This is a genomic window from Sporolactobacillus sp. CQH2019 (assembly GCF_028765345.1).
Taxonomy (GTDB): Bacteria; Bacillota; Bacilli; order Bacillales; family Sporolactobacillaceae; genus Sporolactobacillus.
The window spans coordinates 256559-282277 of the sequence record NZ_JARAJZ010000004.1 but is presented as its reverse complement, the minus strand read 5'-3'; the positions used below and the strand labels follow the sequence as shown (position 1 = coordinate 282277).

Genomic DNA, 25719 nt, shown 5'->3' with positions numbered 1-25719 from the left:
AGCCTTTGCGGCGATATTCCGCCGCTGAAGTTTCGGAGCTTTTTTGCGCCTTTTCAGTGAGTTAAAAGGGTGTTAAATGATTTTTGAATTCCGGTGCATGTTCCCGATTTCAAAGGAGGGATAGCTTTTCCGCCGAATGTGGTAAAATAACATTGATTAAACTGCTGCTGCATCAATATATACAGGCGGCGGAGCCGGAATTTTGTTGTTATCAAACAGGAGGCGGGGGTATGTCTGAAAAATTTAAGCGGATTCACATCATTGTGCTGGATTCGGTAGGGATCGGCGAGGCATCCGATGCGGGAAAATACGGCGACGAAGGATGCGACACACTCGGGCATACTGCGGAGGCGATCGGCGGGCTGCATGTGCCGCATCTGGAGAAGCTGGGACTTTCGAATATCCGGCCGGACAAACCGCTGCAAGGGGTGGCGGTTCAGGAGCATCCTGCCGCCTATTATACGAAAATGCACGAAATATCTGCCGGAAAGGACAGTATGGACGGGCACTGGGAGATGATGGGCCTGCCGGTGATGACTCCCCTGCACACCTTTCCGAATGGATTTCCCGACGCGCTGATCAAAAAAATTGAATCGTACAGCGGGCGTAAAGTGCTTTGGAACAAACCGGCAAGCGGAACGGAGATCATCAGAAAGTTCGGCGAGCGGCAGATGAAAACCGGGGAATTGATTGTATATACATCGGGCGACTCGGTTCTGCAGATTGCCGCGCACGAGAAAGTCATTCCTCTCCGGGAACTCTATGATATCTGCGAGTACAGCCGCAGACTGACGATCGCCGAACCATACCGCCTCGGACGCGTCATCGCGCGGCCGTACATCGGCGATCGCGCCGACAATTTCGAACGGACGGCGGACCGCCGCGACCTGACGCTCGAACCTCCTGAAGAAACGGTGATGGATCATCTGAAAAAAGCCGGCTTCGATTCACTGGCGATTGGAAAAATCAACGATATTTTCAGCGGCCACGGCATTTCGCAAGGATGGCATACAGTCAGCAACGATGACGGCATGGATAAGTTTAACCAGGTGCTTGATCGCGATTTTCACGGGCTTTCTTTCACCAATCTGGTCGATTTCGATGCAAAATACGGACACCGGCGCGAACCGGTGCTTTTCGGCCGGGCGCTCGAAGCGTTTGACCGCCGGCTGGGGCAGGCGCTGCCGAAACTAAGGACGGAGGATCTCTTGATGATTACGGCCGATCACGGCAATGATCCGGGGTTCCGGGGAACGGACCATACCCGGGAATATGTTCCGCTGCTTGTCTATTCTCCGAAGTTTGCGGGGGACGGCCGACCCTTGCCGGTTCGGCAGACGTTCGCCGATATCGGCGCCACGGTTGCAGATAATTTCGTTGTCGATATGACGAAAACGGGGATAAGTTTTCTTAACCAACTAACCTGAAACGAGAACGGCCGAAGCGGATACCGTATGTGTTTTAGATATTCCTAATTTCCGGAGTTGCTTAAGCCGGGTTTTTATTTTCTTCCACGATTTCCAGATTTATTGACGAATTCTCGAACGGAGACCTTCATCCAGCGCTTGGATGAAGGTCCTCATCTGTCCGATGCCGTAGTACTGGAGCCAACCCCTCATTTTCAGCCGGATTTCTCCTAAAAGAGCCTCAAGACTGCATCCCCGGTTGCAGAGCATCACCACTTGACGAATCGCATCATGGGCGCTGCGGTCGGCCTGAAGCCAAAGCTGTGATCTGAGAACACCCTTTCAAACGTTGGCATCATGGCTTGGGCCGCAGCCCTGTTGGATCATCCGATCGACAACTGTTGGTATGTCAAGTCTGCGTTTGGAACCATCCGGTTTGAGAATTTCTTATTTCTACGCGCTTTACCGGGGCTGGTTTATAGGTTCCGTTGCGCAGCGATGCTAATAATTCTTCCCGATGTTCCTTTAGATAGGACAGTAATTCCTTCTATAGTCATCCCGTCAATTCCTGCCGCATCTTTATTACGCCTGACCCGAAGGTAGGCTTTATTCAGGGTTATTTCGGGACAGGACTAGAAGGGGCTACTCTCAACCGTACTTTCGCCAGAAGCGGTACTGCGCGCTCCGGATTGCTTTTGGCCTTCCAGGCCTCTCCTTTTCTGGCGGTCAGCTTTACTGCGGATATTTCGAGTGGTATCGGACTTTGGTTTGTACAGCAGCCTTATCCATGACGGTCAGCCTTATAGCTGGCTCTTGTACATCAGCCCAGTACTTTGCTTTGAGCTTTCTTCAGATTCTCTCTCACAGGATACCCTTGTCCTCAACTAGTAGTTCCGACTGCTACGGCCTGCGGGGGACTTTCGCCGCCAAGTTATAGCCCATGCCGCGTGATATGCTAACAAGCATCCTTTTTTAGGATGCTTGTTAAAATATCATCTTTTTGAAAAAGCTACGTACAGTAGGCATGCAAGCAGAATTACTGGATATATGTGTGATTTTGAAACGAGCGCATAAAAGGATGGAAATATAAGTGTTGCTACGATAACGAGGGATAGTACAATTTTTAAAATAAAGTTAAAAATTTTCATCGAGAATGTTTCAGTTTTCTCTTTTTTTAGCATTTTCCCTTTTCCAATAATCTCCACAAAATACTAGTATTAAAGCAAGCACAACCTCAACGAAAAGGACCTTATCAGTAATTGATGAATCAAATTTAAACACAAATTTAGAGAGTGCCCATACGGCAGCTAAAGTACCAATAACTATATAATAAAAAGTATTTGAAAAAATTATTTTCATCGGATCCACCTGCCTAATTAAGATAATATTTATCTGTAGCTAATACAGGCTTTTTTTCTGTACCTCGAGTTCCCGCATTCTTGTCATAAGATGAATTGGGCACTACTGCGCAATTGACTTTTTATTAACTCCCAGCTCACTTTAATACAATTATATCCATCTTCTTCTAACGCTTTTATTTCGTCATCGGCGTCTATTAGGGAAAATAGTATTGCTTCCTCTTTGATATCAAAATAAGGCTCTTAATTACGCAAATCACCCTTCAAAGGTTGGTTGTAATTATTTTTTTCTACTACCTACGGAATTGTCTTGTATCTAAGAAGAGGTCATACATAACTTACTATTACTTTTTGTTTTTGTTATCGATTACTCTTATAACTGCAGTGCTTAGTAACATTAAGCCTATAAAGGTACCATATTCAGAATTCTGATGAAAAAAGAGTTTAGATATAAAATCTAATATAAATATTACTATTGCCAATACAACTATGAGCCTATCAATCGACATAAAATAATTCTCCCTTATATCAGCCGTTTCTCCATGGAACAAGGATGTGTGCATAACGTATCCAGTAAAAACTTATTCCATATTTCCCATTGTTTGATATTCATTTTATTGGCCACCTATCTAGGAATAAGGCACCCGCTATGACTCCTAAATAAGGCGATAATGATGCAATATGTTCTTCCCGAACAATAGCAGTGACACCATCAACTGCTCCTGAAAACCCACTTGCACTATCTAGCACATTTAAAATTCTTTTTGTCGTTAGAGAATTAAAACTGACACATACATAGCCATGAGTTATGGATACTCCTTATTTGCCAACTATCCTCGAATGAGCAGATACAGTACCAACAATTGAAAAAGATGAAATGACTAAAAAAAGGATCTTAAAAATGGGTAATATTCTCTTATATTATAAAAAATAGTATTATTTCTAATTATCACCAGTTTGTAAAAGGACTCACTAACTCCTTGATATATTATGATAATAATTTTTGATGCCTGAATAATCCAGATAAATAATTCGACATATTTTTTTATGAGCAAGTAATAATCGCTTAGAATCAAAGGCCAAATGCTATTTAAAAAATGGTCGAATCCTGTTACATAGTTTTTATTTTTTTCAAATGTTATTCGGACCTAATAGATTGGGTATTTTGAAAAAATGTTCTTTGTAGCAGCATTGGGCTGGCTTCTTTTTTCTTGCCGAAGATAAGCGCGGCAAAGCCGCGAAAGCCTTGCCAGAACGCAAGCTTCACGTAGTGAAGTATATTGTACCTATACTTTACATGAAAGCTTGGCCGAAAAAGAGGTGCTCGTTCATGGCTTTTGTGATCTGTCATATGGAAAAGTACACGTTCGGAAATCTCAGAGGACTGCAATGACATAATCAACGAGAAATCATGCAAACAAGGATATTCATCCGGAGTGGTCCTATTTGAACTATGACTTGGCGAACGCGGAGAAGATCTCGTATCCGGAGAAAATCAATGCTCAGGTTGCTGAAGGGGTGGAGACAAACCGGGCCATTCGGAAAGATGCGGTACGAATCTACAGTTCATCAGTGCCAGTACGGAATTATTCGACAGGCCGGAATTGAAGGAACAGAAGGCGTATTTGGACGAAGGGGCTGAGGCCTTTCCCGTTCCTGCGGATGGCAAACGGGATTATTTCAGGACAGTGACGGATTCCTTTAAAAACGCGTTATGGGGCGGACAATGCGTCCTATGCGCAGGTACATATGGATGAAACGCCGCCGCATATGCATTTAGGCGTGGTGCCGATTACAAGCGATCATAAGCTGTCGGCGAAGCGTCTGCTTGACCGTCGGGAATTGAAAAAGCTGCAGGCGGAATTACCGGAGTATCTGCAGTAGCAGGGCTTTGCGGTCCAGAAGGGGCAATCGAAGAATGGGCATCTGGATTCCATGATCATCGTTCAGATAGGCGGGAGAAATATTCAGGTTCACAAAAACATACTGACCTTAATGGTGCAGAAAAGGCCCCGTTTCGAAAAAAACACTTGAAATGATTCTTTTTAATATGGTACAATATTCTTCGTGTTGAACGGTTCATGTCGCGAAGAAATTTGTGGACAGGCATGTTTTTTATAGGGCGTTGGGCAAGTGGTTAAGCCAATGGATTCTCATTCCATGATCGCGGGTTCAATTCCCGTACGCCCTCTTAGCTATCGTATCGGAACCTTTCATTAAACGATTGGAAACGTTCTGCTGCGGATCGTTATTTATTTTCAGTTTAAGGTCTCTTTGTGTGATGGAAAAATCATGCAGAGAGGCTTTTTTACATGGAATCGAAAATGATATGATATAAATCACATTTTTTTATAAATTGAGTTGAAAACGCTTCCACACAAGGCTAAAATAAAGGTAGAGATAGTGTGAACATTTTGTGACAAGGGATTGTTATTGTTTCAATGAGCAATCATTAATGATCACATTTTTAATTAATGAAGGGGATGAACCGTTTTGAGAAAAAAAAGAATTGTTATTCTTGGGGCAGGTTACGGCGGTTTGAGAACTTTGAAAAGGCTGCAGGAATTTCATCCGAATGCAGATATTGTTATCATTAATAAAAATGACTACCATTGTGAAGTAACATCGCTGCATGAAGTGGCCGCGGGGACGACCAATGCGGAGAAAATCTGCTATCCGATTTCCTTCGTTATCGACAGAGAACAGGCAACGTTCGTCCAAGACACAGTGCTTCGGGTTGATCGGGAAGGGAAAAAGGTGATTTTGAAACAAGGCGGGCCGCTTTCCTATGACTTTCTTTTAATCAGCCTTGGATTTGAATCGGAGACGTTCGGCATTCAGGGTATTGAAGAATATGCTTTGGCGATTTCCGATATTCCCTCCGTGCAGAGCATTCGCCGCCACATAGAAGAACAATTTTCCAAATGGGCGGAAGATCATAAGGACGAACGGCTGACCATTGCTGTCGGCGGAGCCGGATTTACCAGCTTCGAATTTCTCGGTGAGCTGACAGAGCGTCTGCCAAAACTGATCCGGCGCTATCATGTGGACGGGAGCAAGGTGCGTGTTGTCTGTATCGAATCGACCGTGCTGCCGATGTTTGATCGTAAACTGGCCGGTTACGGAACAAGCAAGCTCAGCGCCCGCGGCGTAGAATTTGTTACCGGCCGTGTCGTTCGGGTGCTGCCGGATCAGGTTTATTATAAAAACGGCGATGAACTGCATGCGATTCATGCCGGAACATTTGTCTGGGGCGGCGGAGTCCGCGGCAGTTCCATCATCGCGGCTTCCGGATTCAGACAGCGGCGGGGCCGGGTCCAGGTCAATGGAGATCTGACGGTCCCCGGCTACCCGGATATTCTAATCATCGGCGACTGTTCCGCGGTCATTGATCCGGACAGCGGCCGGCCTTACCCGACGACGGCGCAGATTGCCATAATGCAGGCGGATTACGCTGCTTATAACCTGAAGGCACTGGCCGAAGGGCACACATTGAAAAACTTCATCTATAAATCCAAAGGAACGGTCTGCTCGCTTGGCAGAAAAGACGCGGTCGGTCAAGTGATGGGCCAGAATCTTAAGGGGTATCCGGCCTTTTTCATGAAGAAAATCATTGAAAATCGGTCGCTTGTCAAAATCGGCGGCCTGGAAACCATGCTGAAAAAAGGCAGGTTCGGCCTCAGCAAATAAAGCAGACGCGATCGGCTGCCTGATAAAAAAAGCCCTCCGGAACTTTGGCGGTTCCGGAGGGCTCTCTTATTCTGAACAATCCCCCATGTTTTTGAGACGGCTTTATTCTCTTTGATTACTTGCTGCCTACCGTTGCAGGGATTTTAGCCAGCGCCTGGTCGAGATCGTAAATAATGTCGTCAATCGTTTCAATGCCGATGGAAAGACGAATCAGATCCGGCGTAATTCCCGCTTTAGCCTGTGCCTCTTCATTCAGTTCGGCATGTGTCGTGCTGGCCGGGTGGATAATCAGCGATTTTGCATCGCCGACATTGGCGAGGAGGGAGAACAGTTTCACGTTATTGATCAGTGTTTTGCCGGCTTCCAGGCCGCCCTTGACGCCGAACGTGAAGATGGAGCCGGGACCCTTCGGAAAATATTTTTTCGAAAGCTCACGATATGGGCTGTCTTCGAGTTCCGGATAATTGACCCATGTGACCTTCGGATGGTTTTTCAGGAACTTGACGACTTTGCGTGCGTTCTCAACGTGGCGTTCTACGCGGACGGACAGGGATTCCAGTCCCTGCAGGAAGTAGAAGGCACTTTGCGGAGCGAGGGTTGCGCCCGTGTTGCGCAGCAGCTGAACGCGCGCTTTTGTTGCGAAGGAGGCAGGGGCCAGATCAGCGTAGACGAGGCCGCCATAGCTTTCGTCAGGTGTCGTAAAATCGGGGAATTTGCCGCTTGCCGCCCAGTCGAATTTTCCTCCGTCAACCAGTACGCCGCCGATCGTTGTACCGTGACCGCCGATGAACTTTGTCGCGGAATGGACCACCACGTCGGCGCCCCAATCGATCGGCCGGTTCAGGTACGGTGTGCCGAACGTATTGTCGATGATCAGCGGAATCCCGTTTTCATGAGCGATTTTGGCAATGGCTTCGGTATCAAACACGTTGATTTTCGGATTGCCCAGCGTCTCGCCGTAAAGTGCTTTAGTACGGTCATTGATTGCCTTCCGGAAGTTTTCCGGATCATCCTGATCAACGAAAATGACATCAATGCCCAGTTTCCTGAGTGTCACATTGAACAATTCATAGGTCCCGCCGTAGAGCGCCTCGGCGGAAACGATATTGTCGCCGGCGTTTGCGACATTCAAAATGGAATATAGAATGGCTGCAAGCCCCGAAGAGGTGGCCAGCGCTGCCGATCCGCCTTCCAGTTCGGCGACCCGTTTTTCAAAGACATCTTCAGTCGGATTCATGATCCGGCCGTAAACGTTGCCCGGCTTTTTCAGCTGAAAAAAATCCGCCGCCTGATCGGCGTCTTTGAAAACATAAGAGGTTGTCTGATAAATCGGCACAGCGCGCGACTGTGTCGTTAGATCTGGAACCTGCCCCGCGTGAACCTGCAATGTTTCGAAACCATAATGCCTTTCTTCTTCAGCCATTTCGATCTCTCCCTATACCCTTAATTTTTAATTAAATAAAATCTTAGATCGGAAAGAGTTACAGATTGGAAAGAGCTGCACGTGAAAAGGCTGCTTTCCTGGAGAAAAAAAGGAAAGCAGCCTTTTAGCCGATTCTTTTCTTATCTGCCAGAATTTAATCTGCTGGAATTAACACCATACACACTCAGACGTGCTGGTTGTCGGGCTTCGCAGGGCCAGTCCCTCCGCCACTCTTGATAAGATTTATTTAATTGTGATAATTCTAACGCCTTGATTTGTTTTTGTCAATATTTAAATACAAGTATTTTAATATATTTAATCGAATTTAACATTGCCCGGTCGGAAAACACATCGCTGATGAAATTCCTGCTTCCGCCGGCCGGCTGCGGATATCGGCAATCAAAAGGCACCTAAAATCTTTTGTATTTATAAACGATGAAACCCCACGGATTGGATACCATGATCTTTAAGCGATTAGCCTTCATCAATTTTGGCGTGTAATATTTTTTTTGTACTAAAAGCAAGGCCTTGTCTGTCCGTAAAAATTCATTGAAATTTCCTTTGTTTGCATGCAGGTCGCGGATCAGCTCCCCCTCTAAAACCGCATTCTGCGGCCATACTTTTTTTCTGTTGTAGTAAAACAGACTGTCGCCTTTAATCCCGTCCACTCCGCGCAGTTTCTGAATCAGCTCCAGCTGCACGCTGGGATGGATATGGGTTAGGTAGTTGTTAATTTTCAGTTCATAGGAAACGGAAACAAGCAGTACGGAAGCCAGCAGAAAGATTTTCAGCATCCATCTTCCGCTCTGCAAAAGCCGGGCGGAGAAAATGGCGATCACGATGGACAGCGCAGGATAAATCGGGAGAATATACCATCTTATTTTTGTTTTTACCAGGCTGAAGAAGATTAAAGGCACAATAATCCATGCGATCATTCCGATCCAGTAGGCCCGTTCTTCGGGTTTCAGCTTTCTGATTGATTGAAAAGAAAATCGTTTGCTTAGAAAAACGAGGATCAGTCCGTACAGGACGGCAAGCCAATAAATAAAAAAATGGGAAATGATTCCGGCGTAATAGAGCCAGCCCCCGATGTGCCCTTCAATTGTCCTCGTGGATCGGGTCAGCAAGTCGTAGGTGACCATCCCTTTGAAGAAAGCCAGGCCGTCATATTGATATCGGAAGACGGCCCAGACCATGATCGGCGCAAACATGCTCAATGCCAGCAGAAACCAGTTTTTAAATGAAAACGATTTATATTTACCTGAAAAAATCAGATAAATTCCGATAATGGCTGCGATGTTAAACGAATGCCAGCTTTTTGTTAAAAAAGCAAGCGAAAAACCCAGTCCCGAAACATAGATCCATCTGTTGTTTTTCCCTGAAAGCAGCAGAGCCAGAATCGCCGCCGTGAACAGAAAAACGTAAAGAGAATCCGGGTCTCCGGTTCGGGCACTGTGGTTTGTTAAGAACTGGATGCACGTGATCAGAACGAGCGCGGATATAGCCGAGGCAAGTTTTCCGTGCTTTTTCAATGTGAAGGCGGCCACCATAACAATTGTCAGAAGGGCGCAGACAGCGGAGGCGAGCCGCAGCCCCAGAGCGTTAAAACCGGCGATTTTATAGCCGAGCATGATGCTCCAGAAGCTGAGCGGCGGTTTCAGATTCCAATAGTCCGTGTGGTGCATATATGTATTGACAAGATAATTGCCGCTCTGCAGCATTTCATATGCGCTGGCCCCATGGCGTGATTCATCGTAACTGGCGAACGGAAAACTGCCCAGGTGATAGAACAGGTTATAAATGGCAACCACAAAAAGAACTGCCATCGTCAGCAAATAAATGACAGTCGGCTTATTAAATTTTGATACGCGGTCCATGAATAACTCCCTTTTCTTGTTTATTCTTAAATAGACAGCAAGCTGTTCTTCTCATATATTATCGTGTAACCGGATAGGGTTCATACCGGTACGAATGGCTGATTGCCGAAGATATTTTTGAGATCGCATCGGTGATAAGCCATTGCCGGCCGCCGACGGGATGTTGATGCAGACAGGGTCTTTTCTCACGAATCCGGCAAGGAACATAACTGTTCGAATTTCGGCCGGATCACGCAAAAACATGTATATTATTCGCATTTTAACGCTTTTATCGGGCACTTCCACTCAGTTCCGCGTGTGAAGATATTGTAAATGAGAGAAGGAATGACTGGAAAGCCCGCTTTGCCGGGCTCCTGGCGCGCGACGAAGCCGCCGCTGCGGGGAGAAGGGGCAGCCTCATGCCGGACAGAGCGCAGAGCGCGGCGCTTCCACTAAAAATTAAAAAAGAGACGAGCGTAAAACACGCTCGTCTCCCGACGGACAAAGGGCTTCGTATTCCTGCCCTTTTGGCCGAAATGTTTAGATTAATACAGGCCGTCCACCGTTTCTTTTGTGCTGATAAAGATGTTCTTCGTCTGTGTATAGGCATCAAGGATACTCTTATACGTTTCGCGGCCGATACCGGATTTTTTGTAACCGCCGAACGGAGCACCTGCCGGCAGCTGATTGTATGTGTTAACCCACATGCGTCCGGTTCTTACGCCGCGTGCTACGCGGAGGGCCGTATTGAGGTTGCTCGTCCATACGGCGCCGCCAAGTCCGTATTCCGATTGATTGGCCAGCTTAATTGCATCATCGGCGTCTTTAAACTTTATGACAGTTGCTACCGGTCCGAAGATTTCTTCCTGAGCAATGCGCATATCGTTCTTCGCGTCGGCGAGAATGGTCGGAGCCAAGAACACGCCCTTATCGAGGCCGTCCTTTGTCAGCTTGTTGCCGCCGGTAACCAGCTTCGCTCCTTCATCTTCGCCGATTTTGACATAGTTCAGAATCTTGTCCAGCTGGCGTTCGTTGACCTGAGCGCCCATCTGAACGCCGTCCTCCCATGGAAGACCGACTTTGACCTTTTCAAAGGCGTCTTTCAGGGCCGCGACGAATTTGTCATAGATACCTTCCTGGACAAACAAGCGGGAGCCTGCGCAGCAAACCTGGCCCTGGTTGAACAGGATACCGAGCTGAGCGCCTTCGATCGCTTTGTCCCACGGTGCGTCGTCAAAGAAGATGTTCGCCGATTTCCCGCCGAGTTCAAGAGTTGCCGGAATCAATTTATCGGCTGCGGCCGCAGCGACTTTGTAGCCGACTTCAGTTGAACCCGTAAAAGCCAGCTTTGCAAAACCCGGATGATGGAGCATGTAATCGCCGGAATCGGAGCCTCTGCCTGTTACGACATTTACGACGCCGGCCGGAAGAGCCTGGTCAAGCAGTTTGGCCAATTCCAGCAGGCTGAGCGATGTCGATGAGGAGGGATGAATGACGACCGTGTTGCCCGCAGCGATTGCCGGCGCAATCTTCCAGGCAGCCATCAGCAGAGGAAAGTTCCACGGGACAATCTGACCGACGACGCCGATCGGTTCTTTCAGATTAATCGTCAGCGTATTCTCGTCGAGTGCCTTGGCCGTGCCCTCTTCAGAACGAATCACTCCGGCAAAATAACGGAAATGGTCCGAGCTTGCCGGAACGTCGATATTTTTCGTTTCTCTCAAAGGCTTGCCGTTATCCAGAGTTTCGACAAGTGCCAGGTGGTCGGCATTTGCGTCAATCAGATCGGCAATCTTGAGCAAGATCGTGCTTCTTTCCTGAACGCCGACGCTTTTCCATGTTTCAAATGCCTTTGTAGCCGCTTTCACAGCGGCGTCGACATCTTCATGGCTGGCATCGATAAATTCAGTGAGCTTTTCTCCATTGCTTGGATTATAGCTTGTCAGCTTCTTATTATGCGAACCGTCAACCCACTTTCCACCAATGTAAAGTTTATACTCAGAGTCAACTGATTGGTTCAATACTGATTCTGGTACGCTCATAAATCAATCTCCCTTCCTGTGTAGGAAAATGAATTATTTGTTACAATTTAATTATAAATACAATGGTTAAAAAACAAAATGAAAACGCTCATTTTTTCAAATGAACGGCTTATTGCACGAATCAGCGGCCGGATTCAAAGAGATAACGGGATCGTTTCCCCACGCTCTGACAAGACTTGTAATGGACACGGCAGCGGCCGTCGGAAGCAGTGTTTTCACCGGACCGGCCGGTTTTTCAAGAGCCATTGCACGCCGGTGCTGCCGGCAACAAGCGCCCGGGACACGACATTTGTGAAAAGAGAAGTATCGATCACACCGCTGATCGCCTTTAAATCCCGCTCAAGCGTCTCGATGTCGTCCACCTGTTTAAAAAAGACATCCATCAGCAGATGGCCGTTATCGCTCACCGTAAAACCGTCCTTTGCCGCGCTCTTGCGCATCACCGGCCTGCCGCCCAGTTCGGCCGCTCTTCTTTTGACGTAAGCCGCCGCGTCCTGCAGAATTTCCAAAACGACGGGCTGCTCAAAGGTCAGCCTGTCTGCAACTTTCGATTCATCCACGAGCAAAATATACTCGTCGGCCATTGAGGCAATTAATTTTTCTTTGGTGTGGATGCCGCCTCCGCTTTTCAGCGCATGGAGCTGTCTGTCCACCTGATCGCAGCCGTCAAAAGCGAGATCAATGTGATCGACCGTCCCGGTATGCAGCACATTCAGTCCGTTTTCCAGACATCGCAGTTCGGTTTCTAGGGAAGGGGTCACAATTTTAACGCGAAGATCTTTTGCACTCCCAAGAAAATCGATCAGGTAGCCGATCGTGCTTCCACCGCCCAAACCGATGATCATGCGGGCGCGGATCAGTTTTAATGCTTCCCGCGCACAGTCTTTTTTGATCATGTTTTCACTCATCCCGATCATCTCCCGCAGTATTGCGTGTTTTTGCTAAACCAAATAGGTACGTATTCCATTTAAACGTACCTTCCTCCCCCAGCCCTGTCAAACAATTTTCGAACGCCCATACTGCTGTCTGAAAGAATGATGGAATACGAGCATTCTTTAGCTTATTGTCCCGCTGTGCCGCCAATTGATGATCGACTTTTCCTGAGACCGCCGCTCTTTCGAAAGACGAAGAGCGTGCCGCGATCGATAAACTTCTGCCACAACCGATCGACTCCCCGGGACGACCGATAAACTTCCTGAAATGACCGATAAACGGGGTGCGACGACCGATACGGGGCATACAGCGACCGATAAACGGCTCGGAATGACCGATAAACTTCCTGAAAGGGTCGATAAACGGGGTGCGACGACCGATACGGGGCACACAGCGACCGATAAACGGCTCGGATCAACCGAACCCATCGCCCCCATCGCCCGGAACCGACAATCAGCAGCTGATCGAAGATAAATCAGGTACAGCAATTGATAAATCTCCCAGCCACGATTGATTAAATCAATCGGGGACGAGTTTGCTGTTCTGATTATTTGCACTTATTGATTCTGATTCGGTTACTGCCGATTCTTTGGCTGTTGCTGTTGATTTTCCGCACGTTTCTGCCGATATCCTGCCGGTTACCGATGAGAATCGGCGATTTACTGATGACAGGCCGGCGGTTCCCGGCGATTTTAGCCGCGATTCACAGAAATACGCGGCAGGCCGAAGAAAAAGATCGGGTGTTTCCGCCATTTAATGCCTGTTCACGCACGTTATCTTTCTTTTCAGCGGAATAAACCGCCGATCACATGAACATTCGGGGAGATAGACCGGCGCTCGTGCAAGCCGGTCGTTTTTTGAAAGAATCGAAGGCACTTTCACGCCGGGACCCGACCGGATACATGAGTTGAAGGGATTCTCATTTGACGAAAAGATTCCTCCTGCTCTATTATGGGCCGGATATCGGTGCATAATAATGAAAGAACCGGGTGATGCGCTGATAACGGCGGGGAGGAACGGCAGCAAGATTATCGCTTGAGCAGGCTCCGCTGAAAGGGGCCGGCAGAAAATCTCCGATTGCCTGATTGACAAAATAATGATAGAATCAACATGATCATTTGCCGTTTAATGACATGCGCTTACTTGGGATTGATCCGTTCTGCATAAACAATTCTCAGGGTGGGCTGCTTAGTCAGGCGAAAAGTAACGGTGTTTCAGGCACACGCATAAAGAAGCAGAGCGTGCGGCCGGAGGGATACGGAACAGGGAGGAATAGAGAAGTGAAAAAGTTTATTGTGGGATTATTGATTGCCGCTCTGGCATTTTCCCTGGCAGCCTGCAGCTCGCAAAGCAGCGGCTCATCGAAGTCCGCGAAGTCTGCGAGCACTGCCTTGGATCAGATTAAGAAGAAGGGCGTGCTCACGGTCGGTACGGAGGGCACCTATGCGCCCTATACTTACCACGACAGCAAAACGAACAAGCTGGTCGGCTTCGATGTCGACGTTATTCGGGCGGTCGGACAGCGTCTCGGCGTCAAGGTACAATTCGAAGAATCGGCCTGGGATTCACTGTTTGCGGGACTCAATGCCAAACGGTTTGATACAATTGCCAACGACGTGGCCGTGACGCCGGACCGTCAGAAAAAATATGATTTTTCCAGTGTTTACTCGACATCGCAGTCCGTGATCGTGACACGTAAAGATAATAATAAGATCAAAACTTTGAACGATCTGAAGGGTGTCAAAGTAGCCCAAGGTCTGACAAGCAATTTTGGAGAAGAAACAAAGAAAGCGGGAGCGGTGATCATCGGAGAAGATGATCTGTCAAAAGCGCTGAAACTCGTCAGTCAGAGCCGTGCGGATGCGCTCGTTAACGATCAGGGTGCCGTGCTGCAGTACTTCAATACGGTAAAGGATAATAACCTGAAAATTGCCGCTGTTGTGCCGACCGATAGCGCGAATGTTGCTTTTCCTGTCCTGAAAGGAAACGGACTGGATAAGGCTTTCACAAAAGAATTGCAGGCGCTGAAGAAAGACGGTACACTGAAGAAAATATCGGAGAAGTATTTTGGAAAGGACATCAGTAAGTAAATGTCATTTTTTGTACTCGGCCAGATCACAATAGACTGGCAGCTGGCCGCGCAGTCTTTCTGGCCGATTTTAGAAGGCGGCCTGGTCTACACGATTCCCCTGGCCGTTGTTTCTTTTATCTTCGGCCTTGTGATTGCGCTGATTATGGCTGTCTTGCGGCTTTCTCACGTCAGACTGCTTCAGACGATTGCCCGGGTCTATATTTCGATCATTCGCGGCACGCCTCTGCTTGTGCAGCTTTCGATTATTTACTTCGGCCTGCCCGATCTCGGCATCGAAGTCAGTCCGTTTCTCGGTGCGATCGCCGCCCTGTCATTGAATGTCGGCGGTTATGCCGCTGAAACAATCCGCGCTTCGATACTATCCGTACCGAAAGGCCAGTGGGAAGCCGGCTACACAATTGGTATGAACTATTTTCAGACACTGCGCCGGATTATCCTGCCGCAGGCCGCGCGCGTGTCGGTTCCGCCGCTGTCGAACACATTTATCAGTCTGGTGAAGGATACCTCACTGGCCTCAACGGTGACGGTAACGGAACTTTTCAGAAAAGCGCAGGAGATAACGGCCACAAGTTATGATTTTCTGCTGCTCTATTCGGAAGCTGCTTTGATCTACTGGATTTTCTGCTTTTTCCTTTCTCTCCTGCAGGGATGGGTCGAAGCGCGGTTGGATCGCTATACGGCTTCAAATTAAGGGGAGAACATGATGCTGCTTGCAGCAAGCAATATTCACAAATCTTTTGGCGGGCATCCGATATTGAAGGGTATTGATTTTACTCTGGATGAAGGAAAAGTGCTGGTCATTATCGGCCCGTCCGGTTCAGGAAAAACAACCCTTCTCCGCAGCCTTAATCTGCTTGAGATTCCTGAAAAAGGAACGCTGCAGATTGGTGACCGGACGGTTGATTTTGAACAGCCGGTTTCACAAAGCACCATTCGCGGAATCCGTCAAAAATCAGCAATGGTCTTTCAGAGCTATAATTTGTTCCCGCACAGAACCGTGCTGGAAAATGTCATCGAAGGGCCGGTTTTTGTCCAAAAGGTGCCGAAAGAAAAAGCCGCTGCCGATGCCAGGCAGATTCTCGGCAAGGTCGGATTGTCGGCGCATCTGGACAAGTATCCGCATCAGCTGTCCGGCGGGCAGCAGCAGCGGGTCGGCATCGCCCGGGCAGTGGCTTTGAGACCGAAACTGCTTCTTTTCGACGAACCGACGTCCGCTCTGGATCCGGAATTGGTTGCCGACGTGCTGAAAGTCATGAAGGATCTGGCTCAGGAAGGCTGGACAATGGTTATTGTAACTCACGAACTGAAATTTGCTTCGGAAGTTGCGGATGAAGTGCTGTTCATGGATGACGGCGTCATTCTTGAACGAGGCGGTCCCGAGTCTATTTTCCGTCATCCGCGTCATGAGCGGGTCCGCCAGTTCCTCAGCCGGATTCTGAAGCAGGTATGAGTATCGCAACAAACTGAAGCAACCCTTGAAAACCGGGATTTGCATCGCAGCGGCCCCCTGGAATCGGATTTATTCCTCCGATCTCAGGGGGCTTTCGCTTCATTTAAAATAAAGCCGGCCAGATAGCGGAGATTGCAACTTGCCGACACATTGAGGCCTTGAGCCGCGTTCGAATCGGACAGCCATTTTGAAAAAATTTTACTAACAGCACAGACCATTGGAGAATATCTTTTCGCTTTTGACAGAAAGTATTGAACGGACAAAGAAAAATTATCCGACACTTGAAAATACGGCCCGCATTTTTGGAAGGCCGGCAGGAGAAACAGAGGATGGATTGAACAGAGGCTTTTGATTCGCACTAAAAAGTTTCAAAATGTATAGCGGCAAAAAGATTTCTGAAGAACCGTCATAATTTGAAAAAGATTTTAAAAATATGTATAATTGTGTTATATTTTAACTTCAGGCGGTGAATCTTTTGGAAAACGGTAAACGCAAGGCATTCAATGTTGCAATGGGTGCGGCCTTCCTTATGGCGATGTCGGCCGTCGGACCCGGGTTTCTGACTCAGACGGCGGCTTTTACCTCGAAGCTGGGCGCGGATTTCGGTTTCGCTATTTTAATCTGTATTCTGGTTGACATCGGCGTTCAGCTCAATATCTGGCGCATTATTGTTGTTTCGGGGAAGAAAGCGCAGACGATCGCGAACGAATTGCTGCCCGGTCTCGGCTATTTATTGACTATTCTGATTGTTATCGGCGGTCTGACTTTTAACATCGGCAATATCGGCGGCGTCGGTCTCGGGTTTAATGTGCTTTTCGGCATATCGCCGGAAAACGGAGCGATTATTGGCGGAGCTATTGCTCTGATCATCTTTCTTGTCCGCAACGCCCTGATCGTCATGGATCGGACCGTTCAGCTGCTTGCGGTCGTAAAAGTGCTTCTCATTATCTTTATTGTCGCGGTCAGTGCCCCGCCGTTCGGCCAGGCGGCCGTCCATACCTTTTTTCCTTCCCATATTGATTTTTATTCGATCGTGACGATTGTCGGCGGTACGGTCGGAGGGTACATATCGTTCTCGGGCGGGCATCGACTGCTTGAAGGCGGCCTCAGAGGCAAAAAAAGCATCCGCTACATTAATGAGGGGGCACTGACGGGTATCGGCGTTGCCTCGATCATCCGTGTCCTGCTTTTTCTGGCAGCCCTTGCCGTGATCACCGAAGGATTCAAGCTTAATCCGTTAAACCCGGCGGCCAGCATTTTCCAGTCGGCAGCAGGAACTTTCGGCTATAAATTTTTCGGGCTCATTTTATTCGCGGCCGGCATGACATCAACGCTCGGTTCGACCTTTACATCGGTCTCGTTTCTGGATTATTCTAAATCTGAAGAGAAAAATGATGGTTTTCAAAGGATCCGTCCCTATCTGATTATATTCTTTATTGTCTTCTCTACGGCAATCTTCTATTTTATCGGCAGTCCGGCCAAAGTGCTGATCGCGGTCGGGGCGATTAACGGCCTGATCCTTCCGATTGCGCTGGCCATTCTGCTGATCGCCTCGACGAAAAAGCGGATTGTAGGGGAAGGATACAACCATCCGCTCTGGCTGACGATTGCCGGCTGGATCATCGTCGTATTCATGGCCTATGCAGGCGTCCAATCACTGATCACAGGATTCTCGTCTCTTTTCTGAGCGATTTATGGCGTTAAAGGAGAATGATTTCTAAATGGTACAGATTGATTTGAATTGTGATTTGGGAGAGAGTTTCGGTCACTATGTCATCGGAAATGATGAAAAAGTTCTGCCGCTGATCTCATCTGCAAATATTGCCTGCGGCTTTCATGCGGGCGATCCGTCCGTCATGCACCGGACAATTGTCCGGGCGGAGGAGAACGGAGTGGCGATCGGCGCACATCCCGGTTTGCCTGATCTCGAAGGATTCGGCCGCCGGGAAATGGCGGTTACTCCGGCAGAAGTCTACGACATGGTTGTCTATCAGGTAGGCGCTCTGCAGGCGTTTGCCGCTGCCCGGAAAGTCGGGCTGAATCACGTCAAGCCCCACGGCGCGCTATATCATATGGCTTCCGAGCAGGAACAAATAGCCGAAGCGGTTGTTCAGGCCGTAAAGGACGTCGATGCCGGCCTGCTGGTTTTCGGTATGGACGGCACTTCGCTGACGGCTGCCGCTGAAAAAGCGGGCCTCCGTGTGGTTTATGAAGCGTATGCGGACCGCACTTATCAGCCGGACGGTTCCCTGACTCCCCGCACGCAGCCGCATGCTCTGATCACAGACGCGGATCAGGCGATCAGGCAGGTCCTGCAGATGATTGATGATGGGACGGTGCTGACGGCGGGCGGCCGGAAAGTATCCGTCCGCGCCGAAACAATCTGCCTGCACGGAGACGGTGAAGCGGCACTTGCTTTTGCGAAAAAAATAAACCGGGAGTTAAAGAATCGCGGTATTGAGATAGCAGCCCGGCATTGATTTTTATGGAGATGACTGAAATGACTGGATTTGACAATCCGGCTGCCGTACCGCCTTCAGAAGCCCGCCGGATGATCGGCGAAGGCCGCTGGCAGAAACCGACAAGCGGGCTTTCGAACGGCTATACACAGGCTAATCTGGTGATTTTGCCGGAAAAATATGCTTATGATTTTCTGCTTTTCTGCCAGCGCAATCCGCGCCCCTGTCCCTTGCTGGAAGTGCTCGATGCCGGCGATCCGGCCGTGACATTCCTGGCGGATCACGCCGACATACGGACAGACGTTCCGAAATACCGCATCTATCGGCACGGGGTATTGACCGATGAAGTCGCTGACATCAAAGCTTTTTGGCAGGCCGATTTTGTTTCATTTCTGATCGGCTGCAGTTTCAGTTTTGAGCAGGCACTCCTCGAAAATGATGTTCCCGTCCGCCAGATTGAAGAGCAATGCAATGTTCCGATGTACCGGACGAATATTTCCTGCCGGCCGGCGGGTATTTTCAGCGGGCCGATGGTTGTCAGCATGCGTCCGATGACTGAGCGCCAGGCGATCAGAGCCATTCAGGTGACCAGCCGCTTCCCGTCCGTTCACGGTGCCCCGATACACTTCGGCGATCCGGCGAAAATCGGCATTGCCGATCTGTCCCGTCCGGATTTTGGCGATGCGGTGACAATTCGTGATCATGAAATACCTGTGTTCTGGGCTTGCGGCGTCACACCGCAGGCCGCGGTGATGGCTTCCAGGCCTGAGATCGCGATTACGCATGCACCCGGGCATATGTTTATAACAGACCGGAAAGATACGGCATTCAGTATTCTTTAACGCCGCTGCACCGTTCATGCCCGTGAATCGGACATTCTGCCCGTGCCGCCCTTCCGGTGCGCGTATGAAAAACTTGCCGGCGGGCGGGTTTTTCTTTTTAATACATGGGCCTGCGGAAGATCGGCCTCATTTAGTTTAAGAAAAAACGAAGGCCCGGCCGCTGTCTGAGACTTGCTTCGTTCCTCCGGGTTTTTCTTAATCAGACCAAGGGTGGAAACAGAAATGAAAATAGAACCTTTTGGCGAGCTCGCGGTCCGTGTCATTTTCGGGGATCGCATCGATCCGAATATTCAGCAGAAAATCAAACAGTTCACGTCTTTTTTCGACCGGCAGCCTTTTGACGGATTCATTGAATATGTGCCCGCCTATACCAATGTAGTCTTTTACTATGATCCGTGCCGGGTGGCAGCATACGGGCAACAGAGCCTGCCGGCGCAGCAGCAGGTTGCCGATTATCTGCTCAGGCTTTCAGAGCGTATGACAGGAGAGAAAAAACAAGAGAAAAGCAGGAAAACAGTGCATATCCCCGTGTGCTACGGCGGCAGTTTCGGACCGGATCTGAAGGAGGTCGCGGAGGTTCATCACCTATCCGCTGCCGAAGTGATCGTCAAACATTCCGAACCGGAATATCTCGTGTATATGCTCGGCTTTGCTCCGGGTTTTCCGTTTCTTGGCGGACTGCCGGAGGAACTCGCCACGCCGCGGCGCGCTGTTCCGCGGATAAAGATCGCCTCCGGCTCCGTCGGCATTGCCGGCCGCCAGACCGGTGTGTATCCGCTCGATTCGCCGGGCGGTTGGCAGATTATCGGCCGGACGCCGCTGCCGCTTTTTTCGCCCGCCGCCGATCCGCCGACACTGCTCGCAGCCGGTGATCTTGTTAAGTTCGATCCGATCGCTGAGCCGGAGTACAGACGTATGAAGGAGAGTAGATGATGGCTTTCACAGTGATTCGGAAAGGATTCGCCGCATCTGTGCAGGATCTGGGCCGGCCGGGTTATCAGCGGTTTGGTATTATTGTCGGCGGCGTCATGGATCCGCCTTCGGCCAAACTGGCAAACTGGCTCGTTGCCAATCCTTCGCCGGCCGCGGTGGTTGAATATTCTTTTATCGGTCCTACCGTGCTCTTTACGGAGGATACACTGTTTGCGATAACAGGCGCGGACTGCCAACCGCAACTGGATAATCGGGCTGTCGGCACCGGGCGGCCGTATCTTGCGCGGGCCGGCCAGATTCTTTCCATCGGCGGGCTTTCATCCGGAAGCAGAGGCTATCTGGCGCTGGCCGGCGGCATTGATACCGTTCCCTGGCTCGGCAGCCGGTCGACTTACGAGCGGGCCGGACTGGGCGGTTTTAAAGGCCGCTTTTTAAAGGAGCAGGACCGTCTCCCAGTCGGACGGCCTTCGCCCCTTGCAGCCGGCGTGATGAAGGGCCTCGCTTCGGAACCGGCACCGGGCGGCTGCTTTTTCTCACTGCGCCGCTCTTATCGGGGCATTCGGACGATCCGGGTGACGTCCGACAGGCTCTGGCCGCGCTTTTCAGCGGACAGCCGGCGTCAATTTCTCCATTCTGTTTATCGTGTGACGGCATCGTCCGATCGAATGGGCTACAGACTGGAAGGTGCGAACCTGGTGCTCGACCGTCCGCTCGAACTCTATTCGGAGGCGGTTACGAACGGTTCCGTCCAGGTCCCGCGCAGCGGGCAGCCGATTATTCTTATGACCGATCATCAATCGACCGGCGGTTATCCGCGCATCGCGCAGGTTGCGGCTGTCGACCTGCCTCTCTTGTCCCAGCTGCCGCCGGGAAGTATGCTTCGTTTTCAAAAGATCCCTGTGCTTCAGGCGGAAAAACTTTTTTTGAAACAGGCTGAAGAACTGGCGTTTCTGCAAAGAAGAGTGACCCGCCGGCTTGAAAATCTGCGGACCGGACGGCATTGAAGCCCGCACGCAGCGCTTCGGTCGAAAAAGTCCGTTCCGTGTCCGCAGGCTATGTCAGAAACTCTTACATGTTTCCTGCACAGACCGGCATTTTTGCTCGTATTGCTTTTGCGTGCAGTTATTTTTAGGCATATAATAACTTGGAGGAGTCGTTTACGGAGGGGGAAAAAAGATTGACGAAAGAAATTTCTGCATCAATGGTTGCAAGATATTCCGACAAAATACAGACCAAACCGAAGAATCAGATCATTAAAGACGCGATCATGAAAAACGGCATCAATGCTGCCACTTTGAACAATGATTCGCTCGTATCTATGAATCCGGCATTCTCTGAGGAGATCGAAACCGGCAAAGTCACCGATCAGAAAATGAGCGGCAGATGCTGGATGTTTGCGGCGCTGAACACCTTCCGCCACAAACTGAATGACCTGTTTCATTTGAAAGATTTTGAGCTGTCACAGAATTACACATTATTCTGGGACAAATTCGAGAAATCAAACTATTTTCTTGAAAGCATTATTGAGACAGCTGATCAGCCGCTCGACGGCCGGCTTGTTTCATGGCTGATGGCGACACCGCAGCAGGACGGCGGCCAGTGGGATATGCTCGTGTCCATCATCGATAAATACGGCGTCGTTCCGAAGCAAGTTATGCCGGAAACCTTTCAGAGCAGCCGTACAAGAGAACTCAACGGGCTTCTTAATGCAAAACTGCGCGAGGACGCGGGCGCGCTGCGGAGACTGCATGAAAAAGGAAAGACGAGAAGCGATCTTGAGGAAACTAAGGATGATATGCTCGACGATATTTACAGAATCCTAGTTTTCTCGCTCGGCGAGCCTCCGAAAAGTTTTGATTTCGAGTACCGCGATGAGGAAAAGAAGGAATTCCACAGAGAAACGGGCATTACGCCAAAGGAATTTTTTAAAAAATACGTCAGCCTGAATCTGGATGACTATGTCAGCATCATCAATGCGCCGACGAAAGACAAACCGTTCAATAAGACCTATACGGTACAGTATCTCGGCACAGTCGTCGGCGGGCGCAAGATTAAGTACCTTAATGTAGACATAGATACCTTGAAGAATCTCGCAATCAGCCAGATTAAAGACAAGGAAACCGTCTGGTTCGGGTGCGACGTGGTTCTTTATTCCGACGGCAAACTCGGCATCATGGATAAAGACCTCTATGATTATGACACGGCGTTCAGCACGAAATTCAAGCTCTCTAAAGCAGAACGCCTGGACTATAAGGAAAGCTGCCTGACGCATGCCATGGTGCTGACCGGCGTCAATCTCGTGGACGGCCGGCCGAACCGCTGGAAGGTCGAAAACAGCTGGGGAGAAGATCGCGGAAAGAAAGGCTATTTCGTGATGAGCGACAAGTGGATGGATGAATTCACCTATCAGGTTGTCGTCAACAAGAAGTATCTTTCCGATGAATTGAAAAAAGCTTACGAGCAGGAGCCTGTCGAACTGAAACCGTGGGATCCGATGGGTGCCCTGGCCTTAATGAAGTAAACCAGGCTAAACCAGTTAAGCCGTCCGGCCGCCGCCCGGACGGCTTTTTTCCGGGTGCGCCCAGCATGGGCGGCCGCCGGTCGGTGAAGGCCTGATGCAGGTTCGGCAGCAAAAAGCCGGGAAAATATCCATCGCGGGGCAGCATCTAAAGAAAGCCGGGGCGGTACGACAGGCGGCGGATGGATTCAGATCGGCCGTGTAGAGGCTGAATGCTGACCGGTTTGCGGTCTGTTCTTCATCATAAAGGTATTCAGATCGGCCGCTTAGAAGCTGAATATTCTGAAGTTAATGCCCGAATCCGGTTGGAAAATTTTTTCCTTCAATTTTATTTTGCATAATTTCTGAAAACCATCTAGAATAAAAGTGTATCACTATGTCCAGGATAGAAAACGAAATGACATAGAATCGGACCTGAAACAGAATGGGGAAACAGAATCTATGAACAGACTTATTGACTATTTAAAACGGCAGTCCGTCCGGCGGGTGCTGATTTTCGGATTGCTGATTTTTATTCTGTACCTTCTGAAAAGCCTGATCAATTTGCTTTTGCTGACCTTTATTTTTTCATTTTTGGTCGACCGGCTGGAAGCCTTCGTTCACCGAAAACTGAGGATTCCGCGTCGATTGATCGTGGTGCTTCTTTATATTTTGATCGCGCTCGGCATTTATGTATCGCTAACTGTCTATCTGCCGGTTATTATCGAACAGACGGTCGAACTTTTTAAATCGATTATGGAAGCTGCTAAAGATTTTCAAGGTTCCGTTCTCGGCAATGCGATTCTTAGCCAGTTGAAGAAATACAATGTCAATACATACCTGGGCTCCGGTGTGAAAATTCTGATCGATTCGTTCTCCTCATTCGGCTCGTTCGCCGTCGATCTGTTTCTTGCGCTGCTGCTCAGTCTGTTCTTTTCACTGGAGAAAAATCGCCTGATCCAGTTCGCAGCCGGTTTTAAGGAAAGCAAAATCGGTTTTCTTTACAATGAAGTGGCCTTTTTCGGCTCGCGTTTTGTCGGCACGTTCGGCAAAGTGCTCGAGGCGCAGTTTATTATCGCGATTGTCAATACGCTGATCACATCAGTGATTCTCATAGTGCTTCACTTCCCGCAGCTGTTCAGCCTGATTCTGATGGTCTTTGTGCTCAGCCTGATTCCGGTTGCAGGAGTCATCATCTCTCTGATTCCGCTGTCCATGATCGGCTATACCATCGGCGGCGTTCAGGATGTCATCTATATGGTGCTGACGATTCTGCTTGTGCACTGCGTGGAGGCTTACGTCCTTAATCCGAAACTGATGTCGGCCAAAACCGAACTGCCTGTCTTCCTGACTTTCGTCGTATTGATTTTTTCTGAACATTTTTTCGGCATCTGGGGACTGATCGTCGGGCTCCCGGTGTTCGTTTTTCTGATTGACGTGCTTAATGTGCAGTACAAACGTCCGGAGAAAAAAATAACTTTCAAACGCCGCGGCGACTGACCGCCCATGCACGGGAAGGGCAGTGCGGATCGGTGAAGATGTGCCCGGACTTTCCGCGGTTCTTGCACTTTGAAGCAGCAATCGCTATGATAAAAACATCATGCGGATTTTTGAAAGAGGTTAAGCAATGGATAACTATTCCATATATGATTTAACGTTTGAGCAGCTGACGGCGTGGATTCTGGAGCACGGCGAGAAAAAATTCCGGGCGGCTCAGATCTGGGACTGGCTTTATGTGAAACATGCGAGCGATTTTGACGAAATGACCAATCTGTCGGGAAAGAGTATCCGGCTGCTTAAAGAGCACTTTACGATCGGGACTCTGAAAGAACGCATCGCACAGAAGGCGAAGGACGGGACGACCAAATTCCTTTTTCAGCTGACGGACGGAAATTTGATCGAGACCGTACTGATGCCGCATGAATACGGGCTTTCCGTCTGTGTGACGTCGCAGGTCGGCTGCAACATCGGCTGCAGTTTCTGTGCAAGCGGGCTGCTGCGGAAAAATCGGGATCTGACAAGCGGTGAAATGGTTGAACAGCTCGTTGCCATTCAGAAACGTCTTGATCAGGAGGAAAACGGGGAACGTGTCGGTCATGTCGTTGTCATGGGCATCGGCGAACCGTTTGATAATTTTGATCATGTCGTGGACTTTCTGCGGATTATCAACGATCAAAAGGGACTGGCGATTGGCGCTCGCCACATCACTGTATCGACAAGCGGCATCGTCCCGAAGATCTATCAGTTCGCCGATATCGACTGGCAGATTAATCTGGCTATTTCGCTTCATGCGCCGAATAACGAGCTGCGCAGCCGGATTATGAAAATTAACCGTGCCTATCCGATTGAAAAGCTGATGGAAGCCGTGGATTATTATTTGAAAAAAACTAACCGACGGGTTACATTTGAATATATTATGCTTAAAGGCATAAATGATCATAAAGAAGAGGCGCTTCAGCTTGCCGCGCTGCTTCAAAACAAGCGCCATCTTGTTTTTGTCAATCTGATTCCGTACAACCCGGTCGAAGAGCACTCGGATTATCAACGCAGTGAGGAAGATACGGTCGCCGCTTTTTACGGCACACTGCAGAAAAAGGGCATTAATGCTGCGGTGCGCAAAGAATTCGGAACGGACATCGACGCTGCCTGCGGCCAGCTGCGCAGCAAGCAGATCAGAAAAGCCAAAGTCCGCCGATCCTGATCCGACCTTTTCGGACAAATGCTCAGGAAAAGCCAAC

At 49.2% G+C, this 25719-nt stretch carries 20 protein-coding genes, 1 tRNA gene, 1 pseudogene and 1 riboswitch; of the genes and pseudogenes, 15 read left to right on the top strand and 7 right to left on the bottom strand.

Annotated elements, in window-relative coordinates; all coding sequences use genetic code 11:
* Positions 1-230: 230 nt before the first annotated feature.
* A complete protein-coding gene (locus OYT88_RS07680) occupies positions 231-1427 on the top strand; it encodes a phosphopentomutase (RefSeq protein WP_274399080.1) in 1197 nt (398 codons plus the stop codon).
* A gap of 99 nt (positions 1428-1526) precedes the next feature.
* Here the strand turns inward: OYT88_RS07680 and OYT88_RS07675 are convergent, their stop codons facing one another.
* Together OYT88_RS07675 and OYT88_RS07670 are read right to left on the bottom strand one after the other, a co-directional pair.
* Positions 1527-1676, bottom strand: a complete 150-nt coding sequence (locus tag OYT88_RS07675) for a group II intron maturase-specific domain-containing protein (protein WP_274399207.1) — start codon at positions 1674-1676, stop codon at positions 1527-1529.
* An 888-nt stretch (positions 1677-2564) separates the two neighbouring features.
* Positions 2565-2765: a hypothetical protein gene (locus tag OYT88_RS07670; protein WP_274399079.1), complete on the bottom strand. Its 201-nt coding sequence runs from the start codon at positions 2763-2765 to the stop codon at positions 2565-2567.
* 1415 nt (positions 2766-4180) lie between these two features.
* Between OYT88_RS07670 and OYT88_RS07665 the strand changes: the two are divergent.
* The 3 genes and pseudogenes from OYT88_RS07665 to OYT88_RS07655 form a co-directional block, all read left to right on the top strand.
* Positions 4181-4648: pseudogene (locus tag OYT88_RS07665) on the top strand (plasmid recombination protein); the annotation flags it as partial.
* Positions 4649-4883: 235 nt separating this feature from the next.
* Positions 4884-4955 (top strand) — tRNA-Glu (locus tag OYT88_RS07660).
* A gap of 302 nt (positions 4956-5257) precedes the next feature.
* Entirely contained in the window at positions 5258-6454 is a 1197-nt protein-coding gene (locus tag OYT88_RS07655) for an NAD(P)/FAD-dependent oxidoreductase (protein WP_274399077.1), read from the top strand.
* 115 nt (positions 6455-6569) lie between these two features.
* Here OYT88_RS07655 and OYT88_RS07650 read toward each other — a convergent pair whose 3' ends face one another.
* The 5 genes from OYT88_RS07650 to OYT88_RS07630 all read right to left on the bottom strand — a co-directional run bounded on the left by OYT88_RS07650 (position 6570) and on the right by OYT88_RS07630 (position 13196).
* On the bottom strand, positions 6570-7877 hold the full coding sequence (locus OYT88_RS07650) for an O-acetylhomoserine aminocarboxypropyltransferase/cysteine synthase family protein (RefSeq protein WP_274399075.1): 1308 nt from the start codon (positions 7875-7877) through the stop codon (positions 6570-6572).
* Between the two features lie 137 nt (positions 7878-8014).
* A riboswitch (SAM riboswitch) is annotated at positions 8015-8120 on the bottom strand.
* A 167-nt stretch (positions 8121-8287) separates the two neighbouring features.
* On the bottom strand, positions 8288-9754 hold the full coding sequence (locus OYT88_RS07645) for an ArnT family glycosyltransferase (protein ID WP_274399074.1): 1467 nt from the start codon (positions 9752-9754) through the stop codon (positions 8288-8290).
* Between the two features lie 524 nt (positions 9755-10278).
* A complete protein-coding gene (locus tag OYT88_RS07640) occupies positions 10279-11775 on the bottom strand; it encodes an aldehyde dehydrogenase family protein (RefSeq protein ID WP_274399072.1) in 1497 nt (498 codons plus the stop codon).
* A 215-nt stretch (positions 11776-11990) separates the two neighbouring features.
* Positions 11991-12683, bottom strand: coding sequence for a ribose 5-phosphate isomerase A (gene rpiA, locus OYT88_RS07635; protein ID WP_274399070.1), 693 nt, complete (start codon positions 12681-12683; stop codon positions 11991-11993).
* Between the two features lie 147 nt (positions 12684-12830).
* On the bottom strand, positions 12831-13196 hold the full coding sequence (locus tag OYT88_RS07630; protein WP_274399068.1) for a hypothetical protein: 366 nt from the start codon (positions 13194-13196) through the stop codon (positions 12831-12833).
* Between the two features lie 792 nt (positions 13197-13988).
* Between OYT88_RS07630 and OYT88_RS07625 the strand changes: the two genes are divergently transcribed.
* The 11 genes from OYT88_RS07625 to rlmN all read left to right on the top strand — a co-directional run bounded on the left by OYT88_RS07625 (position 13989) and on the right by rlmN (position 25682).
* Positions 13989-14798 (top strand): transporter substrate-binding domain-containing protein, encoded by an 810-nt coding sequence (locus OYT88_RS07625; protein WP_274399066.1) that lies wholly within the window; start codon positions 13989-13991, stop codon positions 14796-14798.
* Positions 14799-15491 (top strand): amino acid ABC transporter permease, encoded by a 693-nt coding sequence (locus OYT88_RS07620; protein WP_274399065.1) that lies wholly within the window; start codon positions 14799-14801, stop codon positions 15489-15491.
* Between the two features lie 15 nt (positions 15492-15506).
* Entirely contained in the window at positions 15507-16250 is a 744-nt protein-coding gene (locus OYT88_RS07615; protein ID WP_274399206.1) for an amino acid ABC transporter ATP-binding protein, read from the top strand.
* Positions 16251-16761: 511 nt separating this feature from the next.
* Positions 16762-17937 carry an NRAMP family divalent metal transporter gene (locus OYT88_RS07610; protein WP_274399205.1) on the top strand — a complete coding sequence of 392 codons (1176 nt, stop codon included), beginning with the start codon at positions 16762-16764 and terminating at the stop codon, positions 17935-17937.
* Between the two features lie 34 nt (positions 17938-17971).
* A complete protein-coding gene (locus tag OYT88_RS07605) occupies positions 17972-18730 on the top strand; it encodes a LamB/YcsF family protein (RefSeq protein ID WP_274399064.1) in 759 nt (252 codons plus the stop codon).
* A 20-nt stretch (positions 18731-18750) separates the two neighbouring features.
* On the top strand, positions 18751-19551 hold the full coding sequence (locus tag OYT88_RS07600) for a putative hydro-lyase (protein ID WP_274399062.1): 801 nt from the start codon (positions 18751-18753) through the stop codon (positions 19549-19551).
* Positions 19552-19773: 222 nt separating this feature from the next.
* Positions 19774-20484 carry a 5-oxoprolinase subunit PxpB gene (pxpB, locus tag OYT88_RS07595; RefSeq protein ID WP_274399061.1) on the top strand — a complete coding sequence of 237 codons (711 nt, stop codon included), beginning with the start codon at positions 19774-19776 and terminating at the stop codon, positions 20482-20484.
* Positions 20484-21488, top strand: coding sequence for a 5-oxoprolinase subunit C family protein (locus OYT88_RS07590; RefSeq protein WP_274399059.1), 1005 nt, complete (start codon positions 20484-20486; stop codon positions 21486-21488). The genes pxpB and OYT88_RS07590 overlap by 1 nt, the downstream gene beginning before the upstream one ends.
* Positions 21489-21661: 173 nt before the next feature.
* The gene (locus tag OYT88_RS07585) at positions 21662-23005 is read left to right on the top strand and encodes a C1 family peptidase (RefSeq protein ID WP_274399058.1); all 1344 of its coding nucleotides are present in this window, start codon (positions 21662-21664) and stop codon (positions 23003-23005) included.
* Positions 23006-23443: 438 nt separating this feature from the next.
* A complete protein-coding gene (locus OYT88_RS07580; protein WP_274399057.1) occupies positions 23444-24481 on the top strand; it encodes an AI-2E family transporter in 1038 nt (345 codons plus the stop codon).
* 127 nt (positions 24482-24608) lie between these two features.
* Positions 24609-25682, top strand: coding sequence for a dual-specificity RNA methyltransferase RlmN (gene rlmN, locus OYT88_RS07575; RefSeq protein WP_274399056.1), 1074 nt, complete (start codon positions 24609-24611; stop codon positions 25680-25682).
* Positions 25683-25719: the final 37 nt, after the last annotated feature.